The 14958-nt window shown below is 41.2% G+C and carries 15 protein-coding genes and 1 pseudogene; 9 read left to right on the top strand and 7 right to left on the bottom strand.

Translation table 11 applies throughout. The features are described from left to right. The 9 genes from AC6F33_RS03090 to AC6F33_RS03050 all read left to right on the top strand — a co-directional run bounded on the left by AC6F33_RS03090 (window position 1) and on the right by AC6F33_RS03050 (window position 9121). Complete coding sequence (locus tag AC6F33_RS03090; RefSeq protein ID WP_255747191.1) at window positions 1-1134, top strand: glycosyltransferase; 1134 nt, start codon at window positions 1-3, stop codon at window positions 1132-1134. Further along, the gene (locus AC6F33_RS03085) at window positions 1121-2728 is read left to right on the top strand and encodes an ArnT family glycosyltransferase (protein WP_500777709.1); all 1608 of its coding nucleotides are present in this window, start codon (window positions 1121-1123) and stop codon (window positions 2726-2728) included. Before AC6F33_RS03090 ends, AC6F33_RS03085 begins: the two co-directional genes overlap by 14 nt. 254 nt (window positions 2729-2982) lie before the next feature. Further along, a complete protein-coding gene (locus tag AC6F33_RS03080; protein WP_304654789.1) occupies window positions 2983-3648 on the top strand; it encodes a DUF6431 domain-containing protein in 666 nt (221 codons plus the stop codon). Window positions 3649-3696: 48 nt separating this feature from the next. Next, complete coding sequence (locus AC6F33_RS03075; RefSeq protein ID WP_255747206.1) at window positions 3697-5052, top strand: DDE-type integrase/transposase/recombinase; 1356 nt, start codon at window positions 3697-3699, stop codon at window positions 5050-5052. 215 nt (window positions 5053-5267) lie between these two features. Then, window positions 5268-6824, top strand: coding sequence for an IS21 family transposase (gene istA, locus AC6F33_RS03070; RefSeq protein ID WP_480947876.1), 1557 nt, complete (start codon window positions 5268-5270; stop codon window positions 6822-6824). Then, window positions 6817-7590 (top strand): IS21-like element helper ATPase IstB, encoded by a 774-nt coding sequence (gene istB / locus AC6F33_RS03065; protein ID WP_255747197.1) that lies wholly within the window; start codon window positions 6817-6819, stop codon window positions 7588-7590. Before istA ends, istB begins: the two co-directional genes overlap by 8 nt. A gap of 33 nt (window positions 7591-7623) precedes the next feature. Further along, window positions 7624-7941 (top strand): cell division protein ZapB, encoded by a 318-nt coding sequence (locus tag AC6F33_RS03060; protein ID WP_255747195.1) that lies wholly within the window; start codon window positions 7624-7626, stop codon window positions 7939-7941. A 176-nt stretch (window positions 7942-8117) separates the two neighbouring features. Next, window positions 8118-8900: an ExeA family protein gene (locus tag AC6F33_RS03055; protein WP_500777708.1), complete on the top strand. Its 783-nt coding sequence runs from the start codon at window positions 8118-8120 to the stop codon at window positions 8898-8900. Further along, complete coding sequence (locus AC6F33_RS03050) at window positions 8897-9121, top strand: DUF5348 domain-containing protein (RefSeq protein ID WP_500777707.1); 225 nt, start codon at window positions 8897-8899, stop codon at window positions 9119-9121. The genes AC6F33_RS03055 and AC6F33_RS03050 overlap by 4 nt, the downstream gene beginning before the upstream one ends. Window positions 9122-9399: 278 nt before the next feature. Here the strand turns inward: AC6F33_RS03050 and AC6F33_RS03045 are convergent. From AC6F33_RS03045 to AC6F33_RS03015, 7 genes and pseudogenes are all read right to left on the bottom strand, one after another. Next, window positions 9400-9537 (bottom strand): annotated as a pseudogene (locus AC6F33_RS03045) (hypothetical protein); the annotation flags it as partial. Window positions 9538-9849: 312 nt separating this feature from the next. Next, the gene (rfbD, locus tag AC6F33_RS03040) at window positions 9850-10701 is read right to left on the bottom strand and encodes a dTDP-4-dehydrorhamnose reductase (RefSeq protein ID WP_500777706.1); all 852 of its coding nucleotides are present in this window, start codon (window positions 10699-10701) and stop codon (window positions 9850-9852) included. Continuing rightward, window positions 10691-11713 (bottom strand): dTDP-glucose 4,6-dehydratase, encoded by a 1023-nt coding sequence (gene rfbB / locus AC6F33_RS03035; RefSeq protein WP_500777705.1) that lies wholly within the window; start codon window positions 11711-11713, stop codon window positions 10691-10693. Before rfbB ends, rfbD begins: the two co-directional genes overlap by 11 nt. Then, window positions 11713-12285: a dTDP-4-dehydrorhamnose 3,5-epimerase gene (gene rfbC / locus AC6F33_RS03030; RefSeq protein ID WP_500777704.1), complete on the bottom strand. Its 573-nt coding sequence runs from the start codon at window positions 12283-12285 to the stop codon at window positions 11713-11715. Before rfbC ends, rfbB begins: the two co-directional genes overlap by 1 nt. A gap of 27 nt (window positions 12286-12312) precedes the next feature. Beyond that, window positions 12313-13185 carry a glucose-1-phosphate thymidylyltransferase RfbA gene (gene rfbA, locus AC6F33_RS03025; RefSeq protein WP_500777703.1) on the bottom strand — a complete coding sequence of 291 codons (873 nt, stop codon included), beginning with the start codon at window positions 13183-13185 and terminating at the stop codon, window positions 12313-12315. An 80-nt stretch (window positions 13186-13265) separates the two neighbouring features. Continuing rightward, window positions 13266-13847: a serine O-acetyltransferase gene (locus AC6F33_RS03020; protein WP_500777702.1), complete on the bottom strand. Its 582-nt coding sequence runs from the start codon at window positions 13845-13847 to the stop codon at window positions 13266-13268. Window positions 13848-13928: 81 nt separating this feature from the next. After that, window positions 13929-14933, bottom strand: a complete 1005-nt coding sequence (locus tag AC6F33_RS03015) for a glycosyl hydrolase (protein WP_500777701.1) — start codon at window positions 14931-14933, stop codon at window positions 13929-13931. Window positions 14934-14958: the final 25 nt, after the last annotated feature.

Below are 14958 nucleotides of genomic sequence, written 5' to 3'. Positions count from 1 at the left end.
ATGGATATTAGCGTAATCGTTCCAACATTCAATGAAGCAAATAATGTTCAGATTATAACAAATCGTCTTCTGGAGGTTCTGCAATCGACCGGAAAGACCTTTGAAATTTTATTTATGGACGACAGTACAGACAACACGCCAAAAATACTTGATCAACTAAGCCAAGAGAAAACATATGTTCACTATATCCATCGAACGAATCAGCGGGGATTGGCGACCGCTGTCACTGATGGACTTAAATTTGCACAAGGTGACCTACTGGTTGTGATGGATGCTGATCTTCAGCATCCGCCTGAACTAATTCCGGCAATGATTGATAAGCTTAACGACGGTTTTCAAATGGTTATTCCTTCACGGTTTGTCCCCGGAGGAAGCGATGGCGGACTTAATCTTTATCGGAAATTTGTGTCATGGACAGCAAGAATAATTGCACGTATCGCATTAAAAAGACTCCGGAAAATTTCCGATCCAACAAGTGGATTCTTTGCTGTAAAAAAATCAGTGCTACAAGAAAATATGTACCATCCCATTGGTTGGAAGGTCATGATTGAACTGATTGTCCGTGCCAATATCACGTCAATCACAGAGATTCCTTATCAATTCCATGCGCGCGATTTAGGTAGTTCAAAAATGAGCAGCACGGAACAACTGCGCTACTTAATTCACCTCGGACGCTTGGTCATGATCAGTGAAGAGGATCGCCGCTTCTTTTCCTTTTGCACCATTGGACTTAGCGGCGTGATTGTGAATCTGGCTATTTATAAATTAATGCTTCTCGTTGGCAGCCCGGTTGTCATTGCCTTTATTCTATCTTCTATTGTCAGTCTCATTTCAAATTATATTTTAAATAGTACCTTAACATGGAAATCGAGGGTACTGCACCAGGCGAATGGACGGATGATTCAATTTATTCGTTATGCGACGGTATCTGTTGGAGGTCTCTGCATCTCAAGCGGTATTCTGTCCCTTCTCTACTATATCAGTCATTTTCATCCGATGTTGAGCGGATTATTGGGGATCGTGACCGGTGTCATTTGGAATTACATTGTAAATGATCGCTGGACCTTTGCCTCGAAAAAGACGATTCAACCAGCAAATACAATGGAGACGATAACGCAGCATGTTCAAAAATAAGTACGTACCCTATTATTTTGGCTTAATCTTATTTATTCTGGAGCTCTGCTTTGGCATTTGGATGACACATTGGAATCACTTTGTTCCCGGTGATGCTGTCAGCCGTGTCGCAAATGCCTATTATGTCTTATTTAGCAGAAATCCTCATCTGGGAGCTATAGGTTTCGTTTGGAACCCATTGCCAAGCTTGCTCATGCTCCCAATTCTATTGATGAGTCCTTGGTGCAAAATCCTTGCGTCCGAAGGAATTGCGGGAATTATTCTGACGGCATTATTTGCAGCGTTCAGTGCTGTTCTGATTTTTAAATCTTTGCTTAGAAGAAAACAACCGTTTCTATTTAGCTTCGCAATAGTACTGTTATTCTCTCTTAATCCATTTATTTTTCTCTATGGATCGAATGGCATGAGCGAAATGCTCTTCATCTATTTTATTATATTTTGCGTCATTGCATTCACTGATTGGTTGGATGAAAAACGTAGCGTAACCTCGATGATCATGGTCGGGTTTGCTTTAGCACTTGCTTTTCTCACTCGATATGAATCAATTTTATTTGGTCTTGCCTTAGCACTGTCCCTTACTATCATCATCTGGAGTAAACGAAAGAAAGAAGAAACAGCAGACTATGAAGCAGCATTCATCTATAATAAATGGGAAGCAACAGAATGGCTTGCTCTCCTTCCAGCTATTTATACCGGGATCATCTGGATTGGGTTGAATTGGTCCATTATGGGTGACGGCCTGTTCTTTTTACGATCGAACTATTCCAATCTCGCACAATCTGAAGGATTAAGTAAAAATCCAATTATCGGCCCTGTCATCAGTCATTTTGGCAATACATTGTTATTCGTATTTGAAAGAAGCATACCATTCCTTTTGCTCTTCCTTGCTATCCTGATCATTCGCATCATGAGACACAAGTTATTCCACGCAGACTTTCTTTGCTTACTCATGATCGTGTTATCAATTCCATTAATGCAAATATATATGCTATATAAAGGAGCTTCATACGGATGGTTACGTTTTTTCGTCTACCCTTTTGTGATTACCGTCGCCTGGCTGCCCTATGAATTGCAAAAGCTCAGAGAGCAAGTAAAACATCTTTATTTTTTTGGCGGATGTGTCACTCTGATCTTCTTAAGTGCATCTGCCTATGTCACCGGTTATGCAATGAACGATGCGCGTCTGTCGCCGGAAGAGTATCAAGCGATCCATTTCAAACAGAGTTCAACCTACACCAGTAACAGACAATCCATGCGTATTGCTATGGATCTTGATCAGCTTCTGAGTAAGAACAAACACGCTTCACTACTCGTTGATTCATTTAACGGTTTTCAAATTATTCTCGATATGAAGCAAACCAAGCAGCTGATCATTACCAGTGATCTTGATTTTAAAAGGAGACTAAACAATCCGGTTGATAGAAAAGTAACTTATATTCTCGTGCCGAAACCAGAAGGAGTAGCCGCACTTAATGCCGTTAGTGTACGGTATAAGAACTTCTACAACAAAGGTGCGAGCTTTGCCCAGTTATATAAAACCTATGGTGATCAGTGGCGGTTGTACCAAGTGGTGAAAAAACAGAATAAAAATTAATAAACACTTGAACAATAAGCCCAATAGAAAATGCTGGATAGGTTACACTTAATGGATGGATCAGTTAAGGCCATGTACCTTTAGTTCATCGTTACCTAGGAATTCCGAGAAAAATGAAACGGGAACAGAGAACGTTCTTAAAAAGTTTAAAGAGCAGATTATTAGTTTATATGCTTCTTGAACCAAGGATGTTATTGCTGCCTGAAAATAGCCGAAAGTTGACGGGATTGCCTGTCCAGTAGGTGCCAGCTATAATGTCCATAGGACTTTATAGCTGGCACTTATTTTACGAAAGGAAAAAGGTATCCCTTTACCGTGTAATCCTACTTACACGAGGGATACCCTTAAAACCAACAATATGGTTATTATATCAGACTATCGGCTTGTTGATAACCCATCCACAGGTGTTTTCTGTTAAGGGTGCGGAAAAGGTGCCTTGTCCTTGTTGTGGAGGAGAACTTAAAGTCATTGGAAGCCGTTTGAGAAAATACATAAAGGATTCAGGAACGTGCGTTTCACTGCGCATTCGTCGTTTGTGTTGTGGCACGTGTTCAAAAGTTCATCATGAACTCCCTGATCTGCTTATTCCTTATAAACGTTATGAGTCACGTTGCTTTGAAAAAGTTGTTTCCCAGCCTCACAAAAATGATGTCGCTGCGGACAATTCGACTCTATATCGTTGGAACCGTTGGTTCCTTGAGTATATCGATTACTGGCTGGCCTGTCTTCATTCGATCGTTCTCCGCTTTCAACAAATCAATTTAGCCCCAGTGGATCCTTCGTCCGTGGAATCACTGACCGCACTCGAAAAAATTGGACGGCTATTTGGCGATGCACCAGGTTGGCTGGCTAGAATGGCCAGACCGATTGTTAATGTTCATCTTTGGGTACAGACCCGTTCTGCATTTTTGTCCGGCTGACTCCCGTTTAAACTTCATGATGAAGGCTAAAACGAGGAGAGATGTGTGATGAGAAATTCTAAAAAGCTGGAAGAAATTGCGTCTCAACGTTTTCAACTGATCGCCCCATTGTTATCTGGCGATTTGGACACCGCCAGAGCGACTGAAGTGAAAAAACAGATCTGTGAAACAAGTGGACTCTCAGAAAGAACGATCCGACGTTATCTGGGCAGCTATCGAGAGCTCGGACTCGAGGGGCTCAAGCCCATGCGTAAACAGGCAGGCTTGATAAAAGGCGCGTTAAGAAATGAATTATTGGAAGAAGCAATCCTGCTCAGAAGAGAAGCACCCCAACGAAGTGTCCGGCAGATTATCCAAATATTGGAGTGGGAGGGACGAGCAAAACCGGGTGAAATTAAGCGATCAACACTGCAGGAAAGACTTACGGAACGAGGTTATAGCTCACGGCAAATGCGGCTCTACCAGTCAACAGCAGGAGCCGCTCGACGCTTCCAACAATCTCATCGAAATAAGCTCTGGCAGTCGGATATCAAATTTGGACCATTCCTCCCCATTGGTCAAGGCGGTATCAAGAAACAAGCCTATCTTGTTTTATTCATCGATGACGCCACTCGTTTTGTCCTTCATGGTGCTTTTTATCCCACTCTAGATCAGCGGATCGTTGAAGATGCTTTCCGCCAATCTGTTCAGAAGTATGGGAGACCGGAAGCTGTATTTTTTGATAACGGGAAGCAGTATCGCACGAAATGGATGGCTCGGACCTGTTCCAAACTGGGGACAAAGCTCCTCTATGCCCGACCGTACTCGCCTAGCTCAAAAGGCAAGGTAGAACGTCTAAACCGTGTTGTGGATGCTTTTTTGGGAGAAATCGCATTAGAAAAGCCCAAGTCACTTGATCAACTGAATGACCTCTTCAAAGTCTGGCTCAGTGAATGTTATCTGAACAAGCCTCACTCGGCCCTGGGCGAGCATGTCACACCGGAGATGGCTTACCGGAGCGATAAAAAGGTCTTACACTTTCTGGATGCGGAAACCATCCGCTTGGCTTTTCTTCATGCGGAAAAAAGAAAGGTAGATAAATCCGGATGTATCAGTTTTCAGAACCAACTGTATGAAGTGGGTACTCCATTTATCGGCACTACCGTGGATGTTATCTATGATCCATCAGATCTGTCACAAATTACTATTGAAAAAGAAGGTTATACTCCCTGGCAAGCTAAGAAACTTGAGATTGGCACACATGTCGGAAAACGACCAGAATTACCTGAAAACCTTCAACCCAAACAAACGGATGCGTCACGGCTCTTGCGTGCAGCAACTCAAAAGCACGAGGAACGGCAAGACGTGCAGAAACCGGCGGTTTCTTACAGCAAGGTGATGAGAGAAGGTGAGCACCTTGTTTGAGCCATTTTACCAGATGAAGCAGGCACCCTTCTCCCGATCAATTCCTTCAAGTGATTACCGCCAACGGATTGTACCACTAACGCCATGTTTTTTACCACTGAATGACAACGATTGTACCAATAAATGACAAGCCTATTTACCACTTAAGACCTCCTGTATAATTAATGGGCACACCGCAGGTGTGACAAATCCACTTTTATAGGAGGTGTTTTTTTATGATTCATTATCGGAGGATATTAGAACTTCATGATGAAGGAATCAGTTTTAGAAGCATTGCCGCAAGCACGGGTAACTCTCGTCAAAAAGTAACGGAGATTATTCAGCTGGCCGAGAAAAAAGGACTATCCTGCCCTTTAGAAGATGAAATGACGAATCAGTGGATTGAAGATTTTCTATTCCCTGAAAAAGCTTTTGAAGCTTCAGGTCGTCAGCCGATGAACTTTGACTGGATTCATGCCGAGTTGTCCAAGCCTAATGTGACGCTATCTCTTCTGCATCATGAGTATGAGGCTAAGTGTAGAGCAAGAAACAAGGTTCCTTATTCTTATCGGAGTTTTTTGCGGCACTATAGCCGGTATGCGGATAAGTATAAGGCAACACTGCGTATCCGAAGAAAACCAGGAGAAATTATGGAGGTTGATTGGGCAGGGGCAACAGCGTTCATTATTGATCGGGATACAGGAGAAAAACTCAAAGCCTATATCTTTATTGCGACACTCCCATGTAGTCAGCTGTCTTATGCCGAAGCAACATTATCTATGGACCTTCATTCATGGATAGCTGCCCATCGTCGTGCGTATGAGTATTTCGGGGGAGTAACACAAATCATCGTCCCGGATAATTTGAAAGCCAGCGTGACCAAGCATACTAGAAAGGAACTCGTTTTAAACCCTTCGTACAGAGAAATGGCGGACCACTACCACACCATCGTGATGCCTGCGCGTGTTCGTACGCCAAAAGATAAGGCCAATGTGGAAAACTCTGTTGGGATCCTTTCTACATGGATCATTGCCGCATTAAGAAATGTACTGTGTTTTACTATTGATGAATTGAATGAAGAAGTCTGGAAGAAACTCGATGAATTCAATAATCGGCCCTTTACACGCAAAAAAGGCAGCCGCTTTTCAGCATTTAAAGAAGAAGAGAAATTCGCACTTTCTCCTCTTCCGGACCGCCCTTATAAAATGTCTGAATGGAAAACAGCGAAAGTTCGCCCTGACTATCATATCTCCGTCGAAAGCATGTTCTATTCGGTTCCCTACGAATACATCAATCGACAGGTCGAAGTAAAACGATCAGACGATCTCGTTGAGATCTTTTTCAACCATATGCGCATTGCCTCACATAGACGATTATATGGGAAGTTTGGTCAATTATCCACTCTTCGCGACCATATGCCTGATCATCATCAATTGTTTGTGGATCAAACACCTGAAGCGGCTCAAAATTGGGCTGAAGGTATTGGATCAGCAACCTCGAACCTCATACGCTATATGTTAGACGCTTACCCAACTGAAAAGCAGGCACTCCACTCCATTTTTTCATTAAAGAAACTGGAACAACGTTATTCCAAATATGAAATAGAGCGTGCCTGCAAGATGGGTCTTTCCATGACCCAAAGACCGACGGTCAAAATACTTCAGACAATCCTAAAAAATAACAAAAAGAGTGACGCCGAACAAGAACAAAAACGTCGAGCAGAGGACAGCGGAAATGCTTATGGCTTTACGCGCGGCGCTTCATATTATGGGGGAAAAACAACCGATGAATGAACAAACGCTTACCAAACTATATGAAATGAAACTGAGTGGCATGGCAGAATCCTACAAGGAGCAATCAACGAATAAAGACTTTCAAAAGCTGAGTTTCGAAGATCGTTTTTCATTACTCATCGACTTTGAACATTCAAGACGCCAAAGCAATAAACTTCATCGGCTGATCAACGCTGCCGCCTTGTTATATTCAAGCGCATCCGTCGAAGATATTGAATACTATGAAGACCGAAAACTGGACAAGGAACTGATTATCAAATTAGCCAGCGGAAACTATATTCAACACCATCATAATATCATTTTGATGGGCCCTACGGGCTCTGGAAAATCGTTTCTCGCCTCGGCATTTGGCGTATCTGCCTGTCGTCAATTTTACAAAGTGAAGTATACTCGCTTACCAGAGTTAATGGATGAACTGACACTCGCTAAGTTAGCTGCGGATGGAAGTTATCGAAAATTGATTAAGAAATATACCAAAACGGATCTACTCATTCTTGATGAATGGCTTCTGACCGATCTATCTGCGGATGAAGCTTCCATCCTGTTGGAGATTACTGAATCCCGGCATAAGATAGCGTCTACGATCTTCTGTTCACAAATCGATCCCAGAGGGTGGCATCAAAAATTAGGCAATGAGACCCTGGCAGAGGCTATCCTAGATCGCATTGTTCATGATTCATATCAAATTTTAATTGACGGAGAAGTCTCCATGCGTGAACGTCATGGACTAGAAAAGCAACCCTCACCAGGCAATTTGAATGGATGACTCATAAATTTAATTACGACTGGAGGACAGCTAATGAGCAAGATCTCCGCTGATGAAGTTTTTCAATTTATCCATTCCTACGGTTGGAAAGCTGATCAAAGTGAAGTCGAACAATGGCTCAGAGAGGATCCCTTGGTTCAAGCTGATTCAGAAGGAATCATGGATGAGAGTTGGATGTATCGGTTTAATGATTGGCGCCAGATTAAAGGCACAGCCTATGAACCCGGTATTGATACGCAGACAAAGATAAACCGACTTCTGGAGGAAGTTGATCGACTTAAACAAGAGATCGAAGAACTGAAAGAGAAGAATCTTCGCCTGGAAAAGCAACTAAGCATAGAACCGATGTAAAAAGAACATTTTCATCCCCCTCTTATGAATTGGGGGATTTTTCTTAGGAAATTGATATTGATCTCTATCGACAAAGAAGATTCCTTAGGGATATCGTGATTTCTATAGGAATTTTTTCATCTGGTAAACGCCCTGGCGACAAGTGGTAAAATTGTTGGCGATCGATGGTAAAAAAGATGTCACAGGTGGTACAATCAGCTGGCCGTTACCATTCAAGCAATCTCTATCACTCACAATCTATGGATGAGATTTTGGGGCGCCTGATACACGCAGCGGAACGTCAGCTCTTCGCTGTCTTAACCGGTGACTGTGGCACAGGTAAAACGACAATTGTCCGACGCTTTACACAAGAATTAGATCCAAGTCATTATAGTGTTCTCTATTTGTCCGATTCAAAGCTAACGCCACGTCATTTCTACAAGGGACTCCTGGAGCAGTTGGGCTGTGAGGCTAAATTTTATCGGGGGGATGCGAAAAGACAACTGCATCATGAAATCGAACTCATGCGTGGGATTCATGGTATCCAGCCTGTCTGCGTTGTCGATGAAGCTCATCTGCTTAGCCGTGAAATGTTGGAGGAAGTTCGGTTCCTTTTGAACTTTAAAATGGATTCGCAAAGTCCAATGGCCCTCATCATGGTCGGTCAAAGTGAGCTTTGGGACCGTCTGAGACTTCAAAGTTTCGCCGCTATCCGTCAGCGCATCGATCTTCAGTGCAAGATCGGTCATTATGATCGCTCAGAAACCAGTGCCTATATTGAGTGTCAACTCAAGTTTTCCGGCTGCGACCGTCCTGTATTTACAGAGGATGCCATTGAAGAAATCTACCGATTTTCCAGTGGTACACCCCGGCTGATCAATAAGGTGTGCACGCATTGCCTAATATATGGTGCCCAAAATGGTCATCCCATCATTGACGATCGAATGATTAAACGAGTGATTGAAGGGGAACTCTCATGAATCCACCCTATGAAATGTTCTATGATCGTGAGCAGGATCGTTGGGCTGTACTATTTGATGGGCAGCAGTCCTACGGGCTGCACTGCGGGGAAGGATTTAATCTGATTCTGGGGTACTACTACCTAAACTGCACCCTGGAATTCGGCAATTGTTGGTATATTATCACCGAAGGTGTTCGCTTCAACCTAAGCGAAAAAGAAAGATATCAGGTTATTCTATAAATATCTGGTTAATTGACTGTCTTCTTTAAGATGGTCTTATTTTTTGGCGATCATTGGACAGCGTCCTCGTCAAACTGCGGTCAATAGCCACCGTCATTTTCTGGACATAAATGAGTATCAATAACACCAAGACGGATAAACCATCAATGGATTTGCGCGAATCCGTAGGACCCTTAGCCAAGTAGACGTTTTTAATGGTGGACACACAGATCATAAAGCACGCAGCACCCGACCACATCCGCAAACACATCCGGATCAAATCCAGTATGAACCTCAACTTACGCGGATCCAACATAAATGAATAAGGGCTCCTGTTGCGTAGAATGGTCCAGCCCAACAGTCATCCAACGACTAGTATCAGGGGAATTGTGACGTAACTTGCGCCGCCAATAACGGAACTGACATAAAGGAATGCCCTGAGCCGCACATCACTGTGTGCCTGTTAAATCGCTGTTCTCGAAATCTTGCATTTGTTTCTACCAGCGCTCATGTAATTCTACTCGTGTCATGGATCATCCTCCCGATCAATTGATAGAGATATCATCGCATGAGCGAGTGATCAGAAGTGTATATTGCCATCGCAAAGAGCCCGGCTGGCACTATTCAATGGCAGTATACATCAGAAGAGGGTGTCCATTATTTTACGCTTACTTTTAAATTAAAAAAGTCGGAGAAAAGCCTACATTTTTCTCCGATTTTTTTAAATTTTATCAATTGTTATAACACCATCATTTATCCATCATGAACAAAAAATGTGTTAAAGCTTTCTTCCAACCTCTCACATCTTCAAACCCATTCAACCTCAACGCCATATGCTCAAACTCAGAGTTTTTCGGCCGCTTCGCAGGTCTTGGAAATTCTGCTGTGCTACATGGATTGACCTTTACATTAATTCCTTTAATTTCAAAAATCGCTTTCGCAAATTCATACCATGTGCAGCTGCCTGAGTTAGAGAGGTGATAAACACCGTAATTATCCGTTTGGAATAATTCAATAATCTTTTCAGCCAAATCCTTTGTGTAGGTTGGACATCCTCTTTGATCGTTGACAACATTTATATGATCATGCGACTCAGCTAACTTCAGCATGGTCTTCACAAAGTTGCCGCCATACTGCCCATACACCCAAGATGTTCTTGTGATAAAAAATTTAGAGTGAAAGTCATGCACAAATTGTTCACCAGCGTATTTTGATTGACCGTATACACCAAGTGGTGATGGAAAGTCGAACTCGCTATAGGCACCCTCTTTCTCGCCGTTAAACACATAGTCGGTGCTTACATAGACAAGTTTTGCACCAATCTCTTCAGCTGCTATAGCAACATTACGTGTTCCATAAGCATTCACAAGAAATGCGTTTTCGCGATCAGTCTCCGCCTTATCAACAGCCGTATAGGCAGCCGTATGACAAACTACATCTGGTTTGATTTCGTTAAAAACCTTGCGCACATGATCCAAATCTGTGATGTCCAGTTCCTGATGACCAAGTCCGTAAGTCTCAAACCCTTTTTCTTGAAGCATCAATGTGAGTTCAGTGCCCAACTGTCCATGACCACCGGTTACAAGTATCTTACTTGACATAGCTCTTCGCTCCGTATTGCTTCTTGTAGTAGTCCATGTACTCACCGGACTTGATTTTGCGCCACCAGTCTTCATGATCTAGGTACCATTGAATCGTTTCTTTAATGCCGGAGTCGAAGTTAAACTGTGGTTTCCAGCCAAGTTCCGTTTCAATCTTTGTCGGATCAATCGCATAACGACGGTCATGTCCAAGACGGTCTGAAACGTGCTTAATCAGATCACGTGATTTACCCAATGTATCGACAATGAGTTCGACAATGTCAATGTTGCATTTCTCATTATGTCCACCTACATTATAGATTTCTCCAGGCTTGCCCTTATGCAACACCAGGTCAATTGCTGCACAGTGATCTTCAACGTATAACCAATCACGAATATTCTTGCCATCACCATAGACAGGCAATTCTTTACCTTCCAAAGCATTGGTGACAACCAAAGGAATCAATTTTTCTGGGAAATGATAGGGACCATAGTTGTTCGAGCAGCGTGTAATGTTCACGTTCATTCCGAAGGTTTCATAGTACGCACGTACCATCAGATCAGCGGATGCTTTACTTGAGGAATAAGGACTGTTTGGTGCGAGCGGTGTCGTCTCCGTAAAGTAACCATCTGCCCCAAGTGAACCGTAAACTTCATCGGTTGAAATTTGGAGGTATTTATTAATGTTCTTGCTTTTTGCTACATCAAGTAATGTTTGCGTTCCAAGTACATTGGACTTCACAAAAAGATCAGGTTCCGTGATACTGCGGTCAACATGAGACTCAGCCGCAAAGTTCACAACCGTATCAATGTCATATTGATCAATCACATACTCGACAAGCTCACGATTGCAGATATTACCACGAACAAAGTGGTAATTCGGATGATCTTCAACATCCTTTAAGTTCTCAAGATTGCCTGCATAGGTAAGCAAATCATAGTTGACAATCGTATCTTCCGGATGAAACTTAATCATATGATGTACAAAGTTGCTGCCGATAAATCCTGCACCACCGGTTACGAGTAATTTCATTAGTCTTCAGCTCCAAATTCAAAGTTAATTTCTGCATCTTTCAATAATGGATGATTCTTATCTTTTTCAGAAAGAATTGGATTGCTGACCGGCCAATCGATACCAATTGCCGGATCATTCCACATGATGCCGCGATCAGCCTCAGGCGCATAGTACTCGTCCACTTTATAGAAGACATTCACATCAGGTGTCAACGTACAGAAGCCATGCGCAAAACCCTTTGGAATCAGCAATTGACGTTTGTTGTATTCACTGAGAATGAAGCTGCCCCATTTACCGAAGGTTGGTGAGCCTTTACGAATATCAACTACGACATCTAAAATCGCCCCTGTGAGAGCGCGTAACAGTTTTGTCTGGCACTTAGGGTTCAATTGATAGTGTAGTCCGCGTACAATCCCAGGCTCACTTGAGAGCGATTGATTGTCCTGAATAAACTTTGTATGTATTCCGTTTTCAGCTAATTCTTCTGCATTATAGCTTTCCATAAAATAGCCGCGATTATCACCAAACGCTTTTGGTTCGATAATCTTAACACCTTTTAAAAACGTATCCGTAACTTTAACTTTAGACACAATGAACACCACCATCAATGATATAGTTTAAATACGATCTTTCAGAAGACCAAGAAGATACTGTCCATAGCCATTTTTCTTCAAAGGTTGGGCGAGTTGGTAAAGCTTTTCAGAGTCTATGTAGCCCTTACGATAAGCGATCTCTTCAAGGCATGCGACTTTAAGGCTCTGTCGTTTTTCAACCGTCTGGATGAATAGTGAGGCATCAAGCAACGACTCATGAGTACCTGTATCAAGCCAAGCGAATCCTCGTCCAAGTAATTCTACATTCAGATTCCCTTGTTTAAGATATTCTTCATTTACAGACGTAATTTCGAGTTCACCGCGGGCAGAGGGCTTAATGTTTTTGGCAATATCCACAACATTATTATCATAGAAATAAAGACCTGTTACTGCATAAGTTGACCTAGGAACCTCTGGTTTTTCTTCTATTGAAGTTACTTTACCATGCTCATCAAAAGCAACGACGCCAAATCGCTCCGGATCCTTAACATTATACCCGAAAACCGTTGCGCCTTCTTTTTGAGAAGCGGCTTTCTCAAGTATATTTGTGAATCCATGGCCATAAAAAATATTGTCACCTAAAATTAGTGCCACTGAATCATCACCGATGAACTCTTCACCTAAAATAAATGCTTGAGCTAATCCATCCGGACTTGGCTGCACTTTATATTGTAAATTAATACCCCAGTCTGATCCGTTCCCAAGTAATTCTTCAAATCGTGGTGTATCCTTTGGTGTTGAGATGATCAAGATATCTTTAATACCTGCCAACATTAAGATAGATAGAGGATAGTAAATCATCGGTTTATCATAAATTGGTACTAATTGCTTTGAAATTGATCGAGTAATTGGATAGAGGCGCGTACCGCTCCCACCAGCTAGAATTATTCCCTTCAAAAAATCACATCCAAACATAGAATAGTTTACTATTTTAATTGAATACTACTATTTGACTTTAAATAAACTTATAGATATGATTATTTCACTTTACAAATTAAATGAGCGGGATTACCAACAACTGTACAATTATTAGGTACATCTTTTGTCACTACTGCACCTGCTCCAATAATGACATTATCACCTATTTTAATTTTTCCTATCACAATCGCACCAGCACAAATTGTCACATTATTACCTATGATAGGAACATCATTCGTTTTCCCAACAGTGACTTGTTGATAGATTGTACAATTTTCCCCTATACTTTTGGCATAGACAATTGTACTAAATCCATGATAAAATACAAATCCCTTCCCGACCTGATCGGACGTAATAAAAAGCGGCTTCATTGGTGGATAAAAAATATGGAGCAATCTCGACATGTATCCCAATCTGTAATAGAAAATATTTCTAAATTCCGGATAACAAACAATTAAGTAATTAAGACTTTTTACAAGCGACCACTCACTGTGGATATTCCCATCTCTTTTTATAATGTTTTCAATAATATCATTTGAAATAATCCCTTTATTCTTTGAAAGTAAAAAAGAAACTATTGACGGTATTGATCTAATGTAGTTCAAACAAGCATACAATTCTTTCAGTTTTCTTTTATCCATACCTAAACTCCACCCTATTGAGATCTCATGTAATGAATGATTGATTCACTGAAAATAAGTTACAACCAGATATAAGTAGGATTACTTTTTATCTTTTTGTCGAAGATAGCTAGGCAGCTTATCAAGTGTGATCACATATGGGTTGTTATAAACCATTTGCAGATACCCTAAACTGTTATGCTGTCCATCAGTAATAAAATTATCTCTCCATGTCATAAACCAACTCCAGTTAACTTTATCCTTCTTTAACCTATTAGGATCAGGTATGGTTCCGTTTTCCGACATTGCTACCGGCTTTTGATTATTAACAAGTTCATTTAAACGTAAATTTTGTGCCTTCATCGTACTAGTATCTCCAGCTTGTGGATACGAATCATAACTCACAATATCAACATACTTATCACCAGGATACCAGTCTTTAGATGATGAATTCCAAACCCAAATTAGATTATTCAGCTTATATTTGTATGTCAATCGATTGTACAAGAGTTTATATAACTTTATGGCAGGTTTTGGCCCTTTAGCTCCCCACCAAAACCATTTTCCTTCAGCTTCATGTAAAGGTCGAAATATGACTGGAACGTTTGCCTTTTTTAATCTGTTTAGTTGAATTGCAATTAGATCAATATCTTTTAATATCATTGCATATTCCTTAGATTGATGATTATTCAAAGCATGTGCAATATCAAAATCGGTATATTTTGTATAATAACCTTGTCCCCAGTTAGAGTTATCCTTCATGTTTGGTGCAACCCAGTGCCAACAAAATGTAACAATCCCACCTTGCTTATGCCACTGGATAGCCTGTTCAACTTGATATGACTGTCCACCATGTGAAACTGTAGCTGCCGATGAATAATCATAAAGATCAAAACCTACAATTGCTGGATATTTACCAATATGATTATTCAACCATTGTGCACTAGGTAGGTCTTGTTGGCCTGACAAAATTTTTTTGTTTTTCAGTTGCATAATATAGTTCATTAGTTTCTTTGCTTCGATGGAAGAAATATTATTTTCATTTATTTCTTTATAATTATTACTCGTATGATATATATTACCTATGACAACGATAATTATTAACATTAAGATAAAACCAACTGCTATTCTT

This window comes from Sporolactobacillus sp. BBK16-2, assembly GCF_059878335.1.
This window is presented reverse-complemented; position numbering and strand designations above follow the sequence as displayed.